This is a genomic window from Bacillus sp. FSL W8-0223, assembly GCF_038006805.1.
Lineage (GTDB): Bacteria > Bacillota > Bacilli > Bacillales > DSM-4216 > Bacillus_O > Bacillus_O smithii.
The window spans coordinates 1,831,312-1,847,816 of the sequence record NZ_JBBOVX010000001.1 but is presented as its reverse complement, the minus strand read 5'-3'; the positions used below and the strand labels follow the sequence as shown (position 1 = coordinate 1,847,816).

Sequence of the window (16,505 nt, the reverse complement as noted above, 5' to 3'; positions counted from 1 at the left end):
AGATTTTTTTTGCACAATAATTCATTTGTATTGTTTTGAACAAATCATCAGACAAACGATATGGGTATTTATATCCATTTTTTAAAACATGTCGCTCTTTTTCGGATCACTTCCAAGAAGGTACTACTTTTTAATGCCAAACCGTTTTCCACCGTAAAATCTTCAAACGCCCCATCAAGAAGTTAATCCTTTCAAGCAATGGATGTGGCAAAACAATGACTCCAATGCAGGAAATACAATGCCCCAAATTTAAGAAGGAAGAAAAATTTCATTTCAGCAAAGAGTTGTTCTCTTTAAATTTTTTCTTGCTGCCTATGAGTTTATTTATACGAAAAGGTAAAATGATTCTACAAATTTTATAAATTCCTATAAATTCCTATCAAAAAACTGCGGAAAAATTCGTTGACTTTTAGTAACTTTCTGATAAAATAAAAAGCAATTAAACTTATCAAGAACGACGGAGGGACCTGGCCCAATGAAGTCTGGCAACCTGCCTTGAAAAGAAGGTAAGGTGCCAATTCCAGCAAAATGGTATCCATTTTGGGAGATAAGGTATGTATGATATGGTACCTATTGATTCTTTCCTGAAATGGAAAGATTTTTTCATTTTACCATCAGCCTCTAAACAGGAACACCAATGAGTGGTATAGAAAGAAGGGGTATTTTGAGCGAATTATTAACGTTTGACACGTGGGATCATTATCAACTACCGAAATTTGATGAAAAGAGTGAAACAAAAGGGGCATTAGAAGTTCTGGAATGGGCCTATGACCATTATGGAGAAAAAATTGTCTATTCGTGCAGTTTTGGAATAGAAGGAAGTGTACTTGTGGACTTGATTTATAAAATCAATCCAAAAGCGACCGTCGTTTTCTTAGACACAGGACTGCACTTTCAAGAAACATACGAAACCATTGATAAAGCGAGAGAACGTTATCCGGAACTGAACATCGTCATGCAAAAGCCGGAATTAACGCTGCAGCAGCAAAGTGAACAATACGGTGAAGAATTATGGAAAAAAGATCCGAATTTGTGCTGCCATCTACGCAAAATTGTTCCGCTAAAAAGTGTTCTCGAACCTGTTGAAGCATGGATCTCAGGCTTGAGAAGGGAACAATCAGAAACAAGAAAACACACGAATTACATAAACCTTGATAAAAAGTTTGGCAAAATTAAAATTTGTCCATTAATTCATTGGACGTGGAAAGAAATTTGGCGGTATGCGTATAATGAAGAACTGACTTACCATCCTTTGCACGATCAAGGATACCCAAGCATCGGATGCCAGCCTTGCACCTCTCCTGTATTTGATTTAGAGGATTTACGGGCCGGAAGATGGAAAGGCACCGGAAAAACGGAATGCGGTTTACATCTGCCCTCTTAAAATCACTAAACCAAGTAGACTGATTAAATATATAAAATAAGGAGGATCCTCTACATGACCGAAATAAAACCGCACGGAGGAGTTCTAATTCAAGCGTACAATCCAGAATATCCATTCGAAGGCATTGAAAAAGAAATTGAGCTGGATGCCACTGCTTTAAGCGATCTTGAATTAATCGCGACAGGAGCCTATAGTCCTTTAACAGGATTCCTAGAAGAAAAAGATTACAACAGCGTAGTCGAAACGATGAGGCTCTCCAACGGCATTGTTTGGAGCATCCCCATTACACTGCCGGTCACAAAAGAAAAAGCAGCCGATCTACAAATCGGGGAACAGGTTCGGCTTACTTTTGACGGTGCTACATATGGTGTGATCACCATTAAAGATATTTATGAACCAGATCAACAAAAAGAGGCGGAATTGGTTTACAAAACAACGGAACTAGCCCATCCGGGTGTGAAAAAAATGTTCAGCCGCGGAAATGTTTATGTAGGAGGTCCTATTGTTCTAGTCAAAAGAATTAAAAGAACGCAATTTAGCGAATTTTATTTTGACCCGGCAGAAACGAGAAGAATTTTCGCAGAAAAAGGCTGGAAAAAAGTTGTCGGCTTTCAAACCAGAAATCCGGTTCATCGGGCGCATGAATATATTCAGAAATCAGCTCTTGAAATTGTGGACGGCCTCTTTTTAAATCCGCTTGTCGGGGAAACAAAAGCAGACGACATCCCTGCTGATGTCCGGATGGAAAGCTACCAAGTACTTTTGAAAAATTATTACCCTGAAGACCGTGTGTTTTTAGCCGTATTCCCGGCAGCCATGCGCTACGCCGGCCCAAGGGAAGCTGTATTCCACGCGATGGTGCGAAAAAATTATGGCTGCACGCATTTTATCGTCGGGAGAGACCATGCAGGAGTCGGAAATTATTACGGTACGTATGACGCTCAAAAAATATTTGACCAATTTACTCGGGAGGAAATTGATATTACTCTCTTATTCTTTGAACATAGTTTTTACTGTACGAAATGTGAAAGCATGGCGTCTACGAAAACTTGCCCGCATGGAAAAGAACACCATGTCATATTATCAGGAACAAAAGTAAGGGAAATGCTCCGCAATGGAGAAGTGCCGCCTAGCACTTTTAGCCGTAAGGAAGTGGTGGAAGTTTTAATTAAAGGCTTAAAAGAAAAAGCGCCGGTTCATCAATAAAAAAGCGCTAGTGCTTCTAAAACCAGCCGTTGACTTCTTAAATAGGGAGTTGGCGGCGGGTTCAATCAAAAAGTATTAATAGATCTCAACACTACTTGTATAAAGCTTTTATAAATGAGTCAGCAAAAAGGGGAATATAGAATGGCACAAAATATTGTATGGCATGAACCATCTTTGCAAAAAGAGGAACGCCGGAAACGGAATGGGCATCACAGCGCTGTATTCTGGTTTACAGGGCTGTCGGGATCAGGAAAATCCACGATCGCCAACCGCGTCGCCAAAAAACTTCATGAATTAGGGGTGCAGACTTATGTGTTAGATGGGGACAATATCCGCCACGGTTTAAACAAAGACCTCGGATTTTCGGAACAAGATCGCAAAGAAAACATTCGCCGAATTGGAGAAGTCGCCAAATTATTTGTAGATAGTGGGCAAATGGTATTTACTGCTTTTATTTCCCCATTTCGTGAAGATCGTGAAACGGTCAGAAAATTGCTCGAAGAAGATGAATTTATTGAAGTGTATGTCAAATGTCCCCTCAGCCAATGCGAAGAACGTGATCCAAAAGGACTTTATAAAAAGGCGCGTAAAGGAGAGATTTCAGATTTCACAGGTATCTCTTCTCCCTATGAAGAGCCTGAATCGCCTGAAATCGTATTGGAGACCGATCGGTTTTCAATCGAAGAATGCGCGGAACAGCTTTTGTCCTATATAAAAGAAAGAAATTGGATCTAAAGGAGGAGGAATTTCTATGAGTTATGAAAAAGTGTGGAAGGATAATCCCAAATTGAATAAGGATGAACTTCGGAAACTGGAAAAAGACGGTTTGGAAATTTTTAATGATATTCCATACTATGCGGAACACGGCTTCTCATCCATTCCAAAAGAAGAATGGGGTGCATTTAAATGGGCGGGGCTTTATTTGCAACGTCCGAAAGAAGACGGCTATTTTATGATGAGGGTAAAAGTGCCGACTGGAATACTAAACAATGAACAGTTAGAAACTTTGGCGGGCATTGCAAAAGATTTTGGACGAAACTTTTTTGATATTACAACTCGCCAAGCCGTCCAATTTCATTGGTTGAGAATTGAAAACATTCCGGAAATTTTTGATCGCTTGAATAAAGTGGGATTGACCAGCACTTTCGCCTGCGGTGATGTTCCTCGGAATATTCTCGGAAATCCGTTGGCAGGCATTGATAAAGACGAAGTATTGGATACTCGTCCGATCGTTCAAGAAATACATGAATTTCTGACCGGCAACGAAGATTTTTCCAACCTGCCTCGAAAGTTTAAAATTTCAATCAACGCTAATGTTTATAATTCCGGACAAGCAGAAATCAATGACTGTGCATTCGTTCCAGCCAAAAAAGTCATCGACGGAGAGGAAAAGATAGGGTTCCATCTAAAAGTTGGCGGCGGGTTGTCCGCGGTGCCAAAACTAGCTGTTCCACTCGATATCTTTGTACTGCCTGAAAAAGTAAAAGATGTTGTAAAAGGCGTTCTGACCATTTTCCGTGATTACGGTTATCGGGAAAGACGAAATCATGCACGCTTGAAATTTTTAGTGGCGGATTGGGGTCCGGAAAAATTCAAAGAAAAATTGTTAGAACTTACCGGTCCGCTTCCTGAAGCAGGAACTGATCTGACAAAAGGATGGAATGCCAGCTATTTTTACGGAGTTCATCCACAAAAACAAGAAGGACTGCATTACGTCGGTTTGAATATTCCAGTGGGAAGACTGCAAGTAGAAGATGCATTGGAATTGGCTCGGCTGGCGAAAAAATATGGAAACGGAGAAGTCCGGACATGTGGTTCGCAAAATTTGATTATTGCCAATGTTCCGACTGAAAATGTAGATGCTTTGCTTAAAGAACCTATTCTGGAGAAATTCTCGATACGTCCACCGCGTTTCACCGCTTATGCCATTTCATGCACAGGTATTGAATTTTGTAATTTAGCTTTGACTGAGACAAAAGAAAGAATGAGACGGCTTGCCGCATTTCTTGACAAGGAAGTGGATGTGGATGTTCCGGTTCGCATCAATATGGTGGGCTGCCCTAACTCTTGCGGCCAGCGGCAAATTGCTGATATTGGCTTGCAAGGAGTTTTAATGAAAAATAAAGAAAAGAAAATGGTGCAAGCATTTGAAATCAATGTTGGCGGAACATTGTTGAATGGCGGCCAATTTAACCAAAAATTAAAAGGAAGAATCGACGGCGAACATCTGCCGTTTGTATTAAAAGAATTCTTAACCTATTTCAGCAAGACCAAATTGGAAGGCGAAACGTTTTTTGAATACTTCAAACGAGTGGGAATAGAACCACTTCAAGAAGAGTTGGATCGTATATTAAGCAATTTGGCCTTAACAGCTTGACAAGAAAGAGGAAAACTATGACTCTATATCGTTTTGAAGTCATCACAGAGGATCAGCAAATGATACCTGTCATCATTGCGGCTGACAATGACGAACGGGCATTTGAATTAGTTGAAATAGAATTGGAAAAATTTTATTTAACCTTACCGCCCATTGAAGAAATTGTGTTATATGAAAAAAAGAAACTAAGAAATGGCGGCGGATTTGTCATTGGAACCGATCATGATCAATACGCAAAATATTGATAGGAGTTGAGAAAGTTGGGAAAAGTGTTCCTGGTGGGAGCCGGCCCAGGCGATCCAGAATTAATTACATTAAAAGGTTTAAAAGCCATTCAAGAGGCGGACGTGATTTTATACGACCGCCTTATAAATCCCGCATTGTTGGATTATGCCAAACAGGGAGCTACTCTGATTTTCTGCGGTAAATTGCCGAAACATCACCATCTCCAGCAAGAAACGATTAATCACATTCTAGTAAAACATGCAAAAGCAGGGAAAACAGTGACGCGGTTAAAAGGAGGCGATCCCTTTGTGTTTGGAAGAGGCGGGGAGGAAGCGGAATTTTTAGTAAAGAATGGCATTCCGTTTGAAGTAGTGCCTGGCATAACATCAGGAATCGCTGCCCCGGCTTATGCCGGAATTCCTGTTACCCATCGGGAGTATAGCGGCAGTTTTGCTTTTGTGGCTGGACATCGCAAGGAAGGAACCCATGAAGACTTGAAATGGGAAGCTCTGGCAAAAGGAATCGATACGCTGGCCATATATATGGGAGTCAGCAATCTTCCGTACATTCAAGAACAATTGCTGAAATTCGGCAAACCGAAAGATACCCCAGTTGCTCTAGTTCATTGGGGAACTACCTCCCAGCAGCGGACTGTAACAGGTACGTTGGAAACCATCGTTGATGTAGTTCGTCGAGAAAAGGTGGAAAATCCAAGCATGATTGTGATTGGGGAAGTGGTAAAGCTGCGGGAGAAGCTGAGTTGGTTTGAAAAAACCGAGCCGTTCATTTTAATGGGGGAATCCGTATGAAAGCCGTCCTATATATTTGCCATGGAAGCCGGGTCAAAAAAGGATGCGAACAAGCGATTGAATTTGTTCGACAAGTTCAAAAAGAGATATCCATCCCAATTCAAGAAATTGCATTTCTTGAATTGGTCCGGCCTACGATCAAAAACGCTTTTTTACGCTGCATTGAAAAAGGGGCTGACGAAGTATATGTCATTCCCATTCTCCTCTTTGCGGCAGGACACGTGAAAACCGATATTCCTAAAATCTTGCTGCAGCTGCAAGTTTCTTATCCTTCTGTGACGATCCTGTATGGAGAACCGATTGGCGTACATAAAAGTGTGTCTGAAATATTAAAAAATAGAATCAAAGAAACAGGAGTTCCGATTAAGGACCATGCAGGAGTATTGCTTGTAGCACGCGGCAGCAAAGACAAGGATATGCAGCTTGATTTTAACGAACTTGCTCGTCGATTTAAACAAAAAACCGAGTATTTTTATGTGAAAACTTCTTATCTAACTGGGGCGTCTCCAAGCTTTGAAGAAGCTTTGGAAGAGATGGTCAATGAATCTCGACTTAAACAAATTTTTGTACTCCCATATTTGTTATTTACCGGACTCTTAATGAAAGGGATGGAAAAGAAAATTCGTGATCTCGATACAGAAAAGGATGTCATCTTATGCCGTTATTTAGGATATGATCCTTTGCTGAAAGAAGCTGTCCAAGATCGAGTGAAAAATGCGTTGAAAATGGGGGAAATCCATGTTTCCTATTATGGTTGATTTATCGGATAAAAAAATCGTTGTAGCGGGCGGCGGTCATGTCGCCTACCACAAGATTCAACATTTGCTAAAATATCACGTTCATGTTCATGTTGTGAGCCCTACTTTTCACCATAGGATCGTGGAGCTGGCAAATGAAAAAAAGGTGACGCTTATTCAAAAGTCGATTGAATATGAGGATTATAAAGACGCTTTTTTCGTCATTGCTGCTACCAATTCCAAAATCGTAAATGATCAAATAGCCAATTCGGCCAAACCTCATCAGCTTGTGGTCAATACAACGGATCCCCAAAAAGGAAATTGCACGATCCCGGCATCATTCAATCGTGGAAAATTAGTCATCGGTGTATCAACAGGAGGAGCCAGTCCCACTTTGGCTAAACAGATTAAAAACCAAATAGCCGAGCAATATGATGAGCGCTATGAATCTTACTTAGAATTTTTATTTGAAATCAGGGAAACAATCAAACAGCATATATCAGATCCGCAAGAAAAAAGAAAATGGCTGAAAAAAGCGGTAGACCCCATTTATCTATCTTCAACCAAAGAACAGCAACGGTTTAGAGAGCAACTGGAATCTGTATGGAATCACGATCTATTATGATTGGTTTGTTTGTGTTTGAATGGAGGAACAATAATGCAAAAATTAATCGTACTTGCATTAGTAGGTTTAGCGGCACAATTAGTAGACGGATCGCTTGGAATGGGTTATGGTTTAACATCCACTTCCTTGCTGTTATTGTATGGCATCGCTCCGGCTGCAGCCTCCGCTTCTGTTCATTTGGCAGAAGTGGTGACAACGGCAGCGTCCGGCATTTCTCATATACGTTTCGGAAACATCGACAAAGAAATCGTCTTGAAATTAATTATCCCTGGATCCATCGGGGCTTTCCTAGGTGCTACCGTATTAAGTAATCTTCCGGGAGACGTGTTAAAGCCGTACATCTCCATTTTTCTTCTACTTTTAGGGGTGTACATTATATTTCGCTTTATTTTCCGATCCAGTCAGAATGAAAAGGCTGAAGGAAAAAAAGTGTCCAAAAAACTGTTCGTTCCCTTAGGATTTATCGCCGGATTTTTCGATGCGACCGGCGGTGGGGGATGGGGCCCGATAGCAACCCCGACATTGTTATCCAAAAAGGATCTGGAACCGAGGAAAGTGATCGGTTCAGTGGATACAAGCGAATTCGCAGTATCACTTGCGTCAAGCATAGGATTTCTTCTTTCGCTAGGAGCGAATGAAATCAACTGGATCTGGACATTGGCCTTAATGATTGGAGGCCTGATTGCCGCACCGATCGCCGCATTTTTAATAAAAATCATTCCTTCCCATTTGCTAGGTGTCCTTGTTGGTGGAATGATCATTTATTCGAATTTGCAAACATTATTAAAATCAAGAAATTTATCTGATTCGTGGATTACTTTTGCTAATATCGCCGTTTTCCTTGTATGGGCTTTAAGCGTACTGTTTGTGATGAAAAAACATCGAAATTTAGCGGCCCAAAACAGCCGTTTCACCAAAAATCTTAAAAAGATTCATGTCGAATAGAAAACCTTCAAAACTATCATACACGCCTGTTATCAGCAGGCGTGTTGTTCATTTTATTTGAAAAAATGATTGGTTAAGAATACAAAAATAGTATTCATCATCGCGAAAATGAAAAAAATCGGATGTTTTTAAGCAATAGTAAAGGAACCAGGAGTTTAAGACGAAAAAAGCGAATAAATATTATGTCAATTAAGCGATTTTTCAAAATGGAAGAAAGAAGGATGAGATATGACCTATTGTAAAGTTCGGCAAGCTGAAATCTATTATGAAGATTTAGGGGAAGGTAAACCGATTATCATGATGCATGGTTATTCTCCTGACCATCGTTTAATGAGTGGTTGTATGGAACTAGTAAATAAATGGTTGGATAGAATTGAAGAGTCCCTTTAACTAATAAATGAACGCTTAGGAGAAGATGTTATACATAGGGTGATATAGTTCTAATATTATAAGAGCGTGTTATAAAAAAGATGATTTAAACACGCTCTTTTCTTTCATTCTTTTATCATGGTTCATAACATGAATTGGAACAAACAATCTCGAAACCACAATCAGCTACACGTTATCCATTTTGAGCAACGATTATGGGTTTTATTTCTCGCTGATTTGGACTTGAAAACAGGATGTTTTGGACATCTTCTATCACTTGTTCCACAGAATCATAAGGAGGGCTGATATGAAGCATTTTTCGAATGACCTCTTTAGTTTTTCTAGGCAACTTCAATTCTTCTTCCCAGCTCTTTTCCCTGATGGAAACAGGCTTATAGGTTGAATACAGCAAAAAAAGAACAAAATGGCCAAGTGCCATTAGATCTTCTTGAAACGAGAAGGAACATCGTGCGACATGTTTGAAATTTTTCTCATTGAAATCATCACGAGCTCCTATTCGACGTGCTAAACCAAAATCAATAATCAACAGCTGATCGTTGTTCATCAGGATATTGGGGGTCCGCAAATCGCGGTGTATAATCCCTTGGCAATGCAAAAAATGAACAAGTTTTAACACTTCTAATAAGATCAGCAAAGAATCGTCATGATCAAATTCCTTTTTTTGTTGAAAAATAAGTTCTTCAAATGAGTATCCGTCCAATTTTTCCATCACTATAAATTTTCCGGTCTGATCTTGAAAAGAATCGATGTAGGAAGGAAAAGCCGGATGGGAAAGAGACTTCAATATGGCAGCTTCATTTTCAAAAGCGAGACAATCCTTTTGGGATTTTGCTCTTCGCTTCCTTAATTGTTTGACAACCACTTTTTGGCCAAGTGAGTTGTCAAGAGCTTCATACACCAGCCCATATCCTCCTTTACCCAACAATCGAACGATTTCATAACGATTGTTGAGAACGGTTCCGACTTTTAAGGCCCTTTCGAATAAGTCTATCCACTTCTTCATACGCATCCGACTTTATTAGCTGCTATGGGAACGGAAGAAAAATCCGCTCGATTTCCATTTTTTCTTATAGTAATGGTGACCGTAGTGGGAAGAGTGTCTTCTTTCCCATTTCCTGCTGTCGTCGCTGCTATAATGGGAATGGTGACGGTAAGAAGAGGAGTCTAAAATTCTTTTTAAAAATTTTTTTAGCATCCAATCGCCTCCTTACTTTCTTTACGAACGAAAGGCCAAATGGTTTCAAAAAAGGATATGAAAATTGTCTTTTATTTAATAATACGAACGCATTGTAACACTGACAAGATGGAAGGTCGAAGCAAAAAGAAAGAAGGATAGTTAGGCAACTGTTTTGAAGCAGTTAAATTGAAATTTAAGCGTTTCATGCTGTGCGAAAGTAGAAGGGGATCATTCCAGTGAATATCTCCGCATGATCTCAAATATCCATCTTATATAACTAATACCAAGTGGTGAGTCCTCTGCAACAGCAGCATCAGAACGACTTTTAGGTGGAAAATAGGGAGGAGGATAAATGAAAAATGAATTATAAATTGTAGAAATAGCGTTTGCACTGAAATATTGAATGGAATAGACTAAAATAATTTCTTACAATTCTTTCATTCTAAATGGTAAATATAGGTTATAAAACAGAATGACGGATGCGAAAATAGATCGGTTTAATTTGTGAGATGTTTAAGCCAAAAAGCAACATTATAAAATTATTATCATAATCGATCGATGCAGAATGAAAACATTACACGATGAATGACTTTACAGGATCATATAGAATTCATTTCGATCAGACTTTCAAAATGAATACCGAAAGATTTATAATTGGTTGAAATGAAAATTAAGATCAGCGTTTCAAAATTTTTATTTTGTCTCAATGTAACAAGTATACTTATATTATGAGACAATCTATCCTTAACTTCCTATAATATATATTATGTAAACTAAATTATTTTTTCGTAATGTTAGGGGTTCTTCCCTTCAAGTTCCTATAAGATCAATTATTAGGCACTTCCTCTTCTAAGTTCCTCATAATTTTTCGCCAGTTTTTTGTTAAACGAATTATCTATTTTTTAGACGATAATCATCATCTTTTGAACTTGTTATCAATAATCGTTTATTATCACTGGAGGTGTTATTTTAGATGTTGCTGCAAGAAGCTATTGATGAATTTTTACTGTATCTAGAAATCGAAAAAAACTATTCGAAAAACACTGTTGCTGGTTATTCTTTTGATCTTAGGACATTTGAAGATTTTTTGTTAAAGCATCATCGTTCCCTTGAATTGAATGACATTCATAAGACTCTCGTGCGACGTTTTATCCAAGAACAAATTACAAAAGAAAATATGAAACCTAGAACGATTCACCGAAAAATCTCTTGTTTAAAATCGTTTACGAAGTACTGTACACGCGAAAACCTGTTGATGAATGATTTCATGGTTGGTATCGAAACCCCGAAGATTGATAATAAACTACCTGTATATATGACCTTGCAGGAGTTGCAAAAACTCTTTCGATATCTTGAAAATGATACAGGTCGGTTTGCCATTAGGAACCATTTGATGTTTAAATTACTTGCAACGACTGGTATGCGCAGATCTGAATTAGTTGACATAACATGGGAGCAGCTTGACCTATTTAACAACACTATTCGTATCCATGGTAAAGGCAAAAAAGAACGCCTACTCCCTCTTCACCCGATGATAGTCCCTCTTATTGTGGACTATAAGAATAGCTTACCTGAGTACCTGTTACATCCTTCACAACCTGTATTTATTAATAAGAATGGCGACCAGTTGAACCCACGAGGTCTACATAAAATATTTAAAGAAACTTTGGAAAAAGCTGGCTTGCCTCCTAAACGGTATTCTCTGCATCATTTGCGTCATACTTTTGCTACATTACTGATTCAAGAAAATAAAGAAAATGTCGATCTACGTATCGTTCAGGAGCTGCTTGGCCATGAAAGTTTAGTCACAACCCAAGTCTATACGCATGTAGATTTTGAACAGAAAAAGAAAGCAATCGACTCCTTTAATATTTTTGAAGCCCCTTCATAACCAAATAACTACCCAGATTGGGTAGTTATTTGGTTATCTATTTTCATTCTGTAACCAGTGTGTGAAAAATATTGGTTGCTGCAATGAACCGTTGTATCCTCCTCCGCTATACGGCATTGAACTTCCCTGCGGTATTTGGTTATATATTCCATTAAATGGTATGTGATTGTTTAATGGCACATATCCATGCTGCGGCATGACTTGGAATTGATTATTCAATTCAGGAGCTTTGAAAGTAATACCATCTTCAAATTGAGTTTGACTTCTTTTATTAATCTCGTGCCGTAATTGGGACAGCGAGAAAAAAATAATTTCCGCTGTAAAGTTATTTACATAATTAGGGTATTTCTTTTGTTTATCAAAAGCATTTGGAAACTCTTGAAAAACCAAATCCAAATCTACTTTAATATTATGATTTGTCTCAAGATACATTGTAGTTTCAAATAATGACTCTAATAGAGTTTGCGCAGCTCTAATTTCCTTGATATATTTCGCGTCGCTAAGAATGTAATGTCTAAGATTGCGCAGTTCAAAATTTGAATGCCCCAATAAGAATCTAATACTATCTTCTGATACACCGATTTCATGAAACAAAGTCGCAATAGTATATCTAAATCCGTGAGGAGTAAAGAATTTCTCTGTCTTAGTAATGATTTTTTTACCTTTTTTTTGATTCTTTTTCTTTTTGCTTCTGTTGTCAATGATCGGTGGATTCTCATATTCTACTTTAATCCACCCAAGGTGTTCACACACTTTATCAGTTATATAATTCATCTGTTTATTCTCAAGTGGCTTACCTTTTAATCCATATAATAACGGGTCTTCTGGTCTCTTATTTTGTATAAAATTCTTTAAAATAGTCATTAGTTTAGGTGGCAATGGCAAGAAAAAATTTTTGTTTTTTCTATTTAAACTATTATATTCATTGTTATCTATATATTTTTTAAGTTTTTTTTCACTTTTGACATGATCTTCTTTTGGGTCAAATTTATAAATTAACCCATTATATTCTTCAGAAATTGACTGTACTTTTAATTTTTTTAATGAGGTAGAGCGTAGACCAGTAAAAATATCTAAAAGTATGGGAATTAGAACAGCTACTCCTTCTGAATCTAATTCATGTGCAGCTTTATAAACTTCATACAATTCTACTATACTCAATGCTCTTGAATGGTGATTAATTTCATTAGAATCTTCAACATTTAATGCTAAGAAAGGATTTCTGTTTATAATACCTAGTTTGTTTAGATGTGAAAAAAGCGAAGCCATTGTTGCTAGTTTTTGTTTAATTGTTTTAGGGCTATAATTATCTTTTCGCATTTCGTTTTCCCATGTTAATGCATAATCATAGTCAAGATTCTCTAGTATGGGTTCTATCCCTTTTGCAATCATATCTTCCTGAACGTCGTTTATAGTATTGCTATAACTGCGTCGCGTATTTTTAGACCAGTTTTTTTTACTCTCAAAGTCAATATAAGCTTCAATGAGTGTACTTTTTGCCGTAATTCTCGTTTTTTCCATATACTTCATCCTCCAATACATAATAAAAACCCCAAACCATTACCATCACTAAACGTGCATAAAGCACGAAAAGTAATGCTAAATGATTTGGGGTTTTCCCTTGTTGGTTTATATTCATTTTTCAGATTTTTTGATATGCTATTATCTTAACAAATTAATATTGATTGTCAATATTTTTTATTTTGATTTTTAACTAATTTTTTTAATTATTTATTTCTGGAAAGACAAAAAATCAAATGAATTAAATGAGTTTAGTGATCGCCATTTGCTTTGACTGTTATTGTTACTACTTTTTAGTTAAGTTCATACTTCTTGTTCAAAAGTTGTTTTTGATTACTTTTAGGGGTTTTATTAATTGTTCTAAACTGTTAAATATTAAGTATACATCTTCTCTTGCTTCTTCTAATAGATCTGTCAATATGTTAGAAGCATCATTCATCGCTTTTTCCTGATATTCGCTGAGATACTCATCATACGCTTCCAACCTGTACTCATCACTCCCAATGAACTACATCCAAATTTTCAATTAATGTTTTTATCTGTTCAAGTTCCAATAAATCGTATTCTAACTTATAAAAATCGTTAACTGAAAACTTGGTCTCATCATCATTAAAAATCCATTGATCGATTTTTTCATGATAAATGAACATTGAATCTTTAATATGAATCTGTAAAATTTATTTTAGTGATCACCAGCGCCCCCGCCTTCGAAAAAGTCAATATAATAATGATAACAAATTGAGTAGACGCATCGTTTTGTGTAAATCAAGAGCGGAAGCCGAGATAAATATTGACTGATGAATTACCTAATTAAGTTTACACTAAATCTAATCCGGATTGATCCTAAATTTTGGACACATATTATCTTATTTTAGGTTATTCTTAAAATTACTCGTTATCTAAAAGGCATTATCATTCTATACCTACAATTTGACTACGACGTTCAAGCATTACAACATCACGCCATACTCCATTTAATTTTCCTATACGCTGTCTTATACCAACTTCACGAAATCCAACACTTTGATGTAAACGTAAACTTGGTATGTTTTCAGGGAAAATCCCTGCAGTTAATGTCCAAAATCCTTTTTCCTCTGATTCTTTGATAATGGCTTGTAGAAGTTGTTTTCCCACTCCCTTACCTCGACTCACATCTCGAACATACACACTCACCTCTCCCACTCCTTCATACACACAGCGACTCGATACTTTACTTATTTTACACCAACCTTGAATGCCCTCTTCGTTTTCAGCGACTAAACATAAATTTGCGGCAATGGTCGATTCCCATTTTTCGAACGATGGTACTGTCGTTTCAAACGTTGCTTGTCCTGTCGCAATTCCTTGCTCGTAAATTTCCTTCACTTGCATCCAATCCTCTTTGCGAAAACTACGAATGTTCATATTAGAATTCCCTCCTTATTTTCATAAGAAAAGGCACTAGAAATCGCCCTAATGCCTTTTCCATGAACCATTAGCAACACTCACGATGAGATGTAGATGAGCAACATTCACGATCCATAGTGACTTTGTCTGCAACATCTTGGTTTTCTTTTACTTCCACAATTTGAATATCGCAGCAACCTTGCTTTTTTTGGGAATAGCCAAATATAACTTTCAAGATGTTCATGTGGAATCCCTCCTTAAATGATATAGAATAAAAATCCTGATAACGTCGCCATCGTCATGACAGAACCTACAAACGCTAAGACCAGCTTCTTTCTAAAAATACTGTGTAATAATGTGATCTCCGGCAAGCTTGCACCTGCTGAGCTAATCATCAGCGCCATGACTGGTCCCAATGCCATGCCTTTTGCAATCAACATTTGCGAAATGGGAATCATCGAAGAAAGCCGAATATACAAAGGAATTCCGATAATTGCTGCAAGTGGAACAAGCCACCACTTATCACCTCCCATATAGGTTGAGATCCATTCTGTCGGTACAGCACCATGAATAATGGCTCCAATGCCTGCACCCAAAAGCAAATATGGATAAACCGTTTTCATTAAGTGTAAGGTCTCCTGTAAAGCTTCTTTCATGTTTCGTTTCTTTAGGATCTCTACTTCTCCATTCACCATTACTTGCTTAACTTGATTTTCAAATCCGAGTTTTTCAAGAGTAAAACCAATCAGTATGGATAAAATGGTTGTGAAAATGGTATAAGAAATCGCCACTTTTACTCCGAGTGTCGCAGCCATGAGTGTCAATATTGTTGGGTCAAGCACAGGGGAAGCAAATAGAAAAATCATCACAATACCGAAACGGACTTTCTGATTTAATAACGTTACAACAACCGGAATCGTAGAACAGGAGCAAAACGGTGTAACAAAGGCAAAAGCGACAGCAACCAATGCTCCGAATAACGGATGGTGCTTTGTTAACAGACTTTCCATTTTAGCATAAGGAATATAACCTTCTAAAAAGTTAATGATGAACGAAATAGCCAAAAATAAAAGAGTTAATTCTAACGCAATATAAAGAAAGTCTTGAAGAATCGCTATACTCATTTGTTATCTCCCCTTATTTTAATTTTATTTGTAAAATGCAACTATATATTTAATGAAAAGGCAAGCCTAGATACACTTGTCTCAAGATAACGGCTTACAACAAACGCTTGATTTCGCCATGCATTCATTCAACAATTTAATCGAACGAATCACTGTTTCTTTCTCAAATTCCGTCATATGTGAAAATACCTCTTCTAAATATTGATTTATTTCTCGATCAATGGTTGTTGCTATAAACTTTCCCTCGGTGGTTAACGATAACGTGTATACCCTTCGATCTTCAGGAAGTGGCGTTTTTTTTACTAATCCCATTTTCACTAAATTTTGAATCTGTCTACTGAACGTTGTAATATCCATTCCCAATAATTCCGCTACTTGTTGCATAGAGGGGTATTCTCTTTTGTCGATTTCATAAAGAATATGGCTTTGAGGGAGAGAAATATCTACAGCATCAACTGAACAGCAGTTTTTATTCAGCAATCCGAAACGACGTGTCATCACTTGAAACAACTCTCTAATGTTTTCCATTTTTTTCACCTCTGACTTATTTATATCATATTATTTGCAAATTGCAACTTTTAATTTTGAAAAATAAAGAAAAGTTATCGACATGTTTCGTCCTTTGTTTTGTATGAAGTATTTATATCAACTTAATAAAAAAGCTGACAACTACACGTCATCAACTTTCGTCATTAGCCGATTTTTTTG

Annotated in this window: 18 protein-coding genes, 1 pseudogene and 1 riboswitch; of the genes and pseudogenes, 11 read left to right on the top strand and 8 right to left on the bottom strand. The window is 37.4% G+C overall.

Translation table 11 applies throughout. From position 1 onward, the window contains the following. Positions 1–442: 442 nt before the first annotated feature. Positions 443–554: riboswitch (SAM riboswitch) on the top strand. A gap of 83 nt (positions 555–637) precedes the next feature. From NST81_RS09030 to NST81_RS08985, 10 genes and pseudogenes are all read left to right on the top strand, one after another. Beyond that, positions 638–1,384: a phosphoadenylyl-sulfate reductase gene (locus tag NST81_RS09030; protein ID WP_341029478.1), complete on the top strand. Its 747-nt coding sequence runs from the start codon at positions 638–640 to the stop codon at positions 1,382–1,384. Between the two features lie 54 nt (positions 1,385–1,438). Beyond that, positions 1,439–2,590 carry a sulfate adenylyltransferase gene (gene sat, locus NST81_RS09025; RefSeq protein WP_270583807.1) on the top strand — a complete coding sequence of 384 codons (1,152 nt, stop codon included), beginning with the start codon at positions 1,439–1,441 and terminating at the stop codon, positions 2,588–2,590. Between the two features lie 141 nt (positions 2,591–2,731). Beyond that, positions 2,732–3,325: an adenylyl-sulfate kinase gene (cysC, locus tag NST81_RS09020; RefSeq protein WP_003352912.1), complete on the top strand. Its 594-nt coding sequence runs from the start codon at positions 2,732–2,734 to the stop codon at positions 3,323–3,325. Between the two features lie 16 nt (positions 3,326–3,341). Then, positions 3,342–4,967: a nitrite/sulfite reductase gene (locus NST81_RS09015; RefSeq protein ID WP_003352911.1), complete on the top strand. Its 1,626-nt coding sequence runs from the start codon at positions 3,342–3,344 to the stop codon at positions 4,965–4,967. A gap of 17 nt (positions 4,968–4,984) precedes the next feature. Beyond that, the gene (locus NST81_RS09010; protein WP_048623358.1) at positions 4,985–5,212 is read left to right on the top strand and encodes a DUF3906 family protein; all 228 of its coding nucleotides are present in this window, start codon (positions 4,985–4,987) and stop codon (positions 5,210–5,212) included. 15 nt (positions 5,213–5,227) lie between these two features. Further along, positions 5,228–6,001, top strand: a complete 774-nt coding sequence (cobA, locus tag NST81_RS09005; protein WP_341029474.1) for a uroporphyrinogen-III C-methyltransferase — start codon at positions 5,228–5,230, stop codon at positions 5,999–6,001. Beyond that, positions 5,998–6,759 carry a sirohydrochlorin chelatase gene (locus NST81_RS09000; RefSeq protein WP_341029473.1) on the top strand — a complete coding sequence of 254 codons (762 nt, stop codon included), beginning with the start codon at positions 5,998–6,000 and terminating at the stop codon, positions 6,757–6,759. Before cobA ends, NST81_RS09000 begins: the two co-directional genes overlap by 4 nt. Then, positions 6,740–7,363, top strand: coding sequence for an NAD(P)-binding protein (locus tag NST81_RS08995; protein WP_341029471.1), 624 nt, complete (start codon positions 6,740–6,742; stop codon positions 7,361–7,363). Before NST81_RS09000 ends, NST81_RS08995 begins: the two co-directional genes overlap by 20 nt. Positions 7,364–7,396: 33 nt before the next feature. Beyond that, entirely contained in the window at positions 7,397–8,308 is a 912-nt protein-coding gene (locus NST81_RS08990) for a sulfite exporter TauE/SafE family protein (RefSeq protein WP_048623354.1), read from the top strand. Positions 8,309–8,536: 228 nt separating this feature from the next. After that, positions 8,537–8,656 (top strand): annotated as a pseudogene (locus tag NST81_RS08985) (alpha/beta hydrolase); the annotation flags it as partial. Between the two features lie 214 nt (positions 8,657–8,870). On the opposite strand, the gene NST81_RS08980 reads toward NST81_RS08985, so the two are convergent. Together NST81_RS08980 and NST81_RS08975 are read right to left on the bottom strand one after the other, a co-directional pair. Further along, the gene (locus NST81_RS08980) at positions 8,871–9,701 is read right to left on the bottom strand and encodes a serine/threonine-protein kinase (protein ID WP_169799156.1); all 831 of its coding nucleotides are present in this window, start codon (positions 9,699–9,701) and stop codon (positions 8,871–8,873) included. Between the two features lie 15 nt (positions 9,702–9,716). Then, the gene (locus tag NST81_RS08975; protein WP_340396076.1) at positions 9,717–9,893 is read right to left on the bottom strand and encodes a hypothetical protein; all 177 of its coding nucleotides are present in this window, start codon (positions 9,891–9,893) and stop codon (positions 9,717–9,719) included. 955 nt (positions 9,894–10,848) lie between these two features. On the opposite strand from NST81_RS08975, the gene NST81_RS08970 reads away from it, so the two are divergent. After that, entirely contained in the window at positions 10,849–11,766 is a 918-nt protein-coding gene (locus NST81_RS08970) for a tyrosine-type recombinase/integrase (RefSeq protein WP_341029467.1), read from the top strand. Between the two features lie 33 nt (positions 11,767–11,799). Here the strand turns inward: NST81_RS08970 and NST81_RS08965 are convergent, their stop codons facing one another. The 6 genes from NST81_RS08965 to NST81_RS08940 all read right to left on the bottom strand — a co-directional run bounded on the left by NST81_RS08965 (position 11,800) and on the right by NST81_RS08940 (position 16,325). Continuing rightward, complete coding sequence (locus tag NST81_RS08965) at positions 11,800–13,287, bottom strand: tyrosine-type recombinase/integrase (RefSeq protein ID WP_341029466.1); 1,488 nt, start codon at positions 13,285–13,287, stop codon at positions 11,800–11,802. A gap of 316 nt (positions 13,288–13,603) precedes the next feature. Beyond that, entirely contained in the window at positions 13,604–13,771 is a 168-nt protein-coding gene (locus NST81_RS08960) for a hypothetical protein (RefSeq protein WP_341029464.1), read from the bottom strand. A gap of 428 nt (positions 13,772–14,199) precedes the next feature. Beyond that, positions 14,200–14,691 carry a GNAT family N-acetyltransferase gene (locus NST81_RS08955; protein ID WP_341029461.1) on the bottom strand — a complete coding sequence of 164 codons (492 nt, stop codon included), beginning with the start codon at positions 14,689–14,691 and terminating at the stop codon, positions 14,200–14,202. Between the two features lie 70 nt (positions 14,692–14,761). After that, the gene (locus NST81_RS08950) at positions 14,762–14,917 is read right to left on the bottom strand and encodes a hypothetical protein (protein ID WP_341029458.1); all 156 of its coding nucleotides are present in this window, start codon (positions 14,915–14,917) and stop codon (positions 14,762–14,764) included. 13 nt (positions 14,918–14,930) lie between these two features. Next, on the bottom strand, positions 14,931–15,797 hold the full coding sequence (locus NST81_RS08945; RefSeq protein ID WP_341029457.1) for a permease: 867 nt from the start codon (positions 15,795–15,797) through the stop codon (positions 14,931–14,933). An 81-nt stretch (positions 15,798–15,878) separates the two neighbouring features. Beyond that, on the bottom strand, positions 15,879–16,325 hold the full coding sequence (locus NST81_RS08940; RefSeq protein ID WP_341029456.1) for a MarR family winged helix-turn-helix transcriptional regulator: 447 nt from the start codon (positions 16,323–16,325) through the stop codon (positions 15,879–15,881). Between the last annotated feature and the right edge of the window lie 180 nt (positions 16,326–16,505).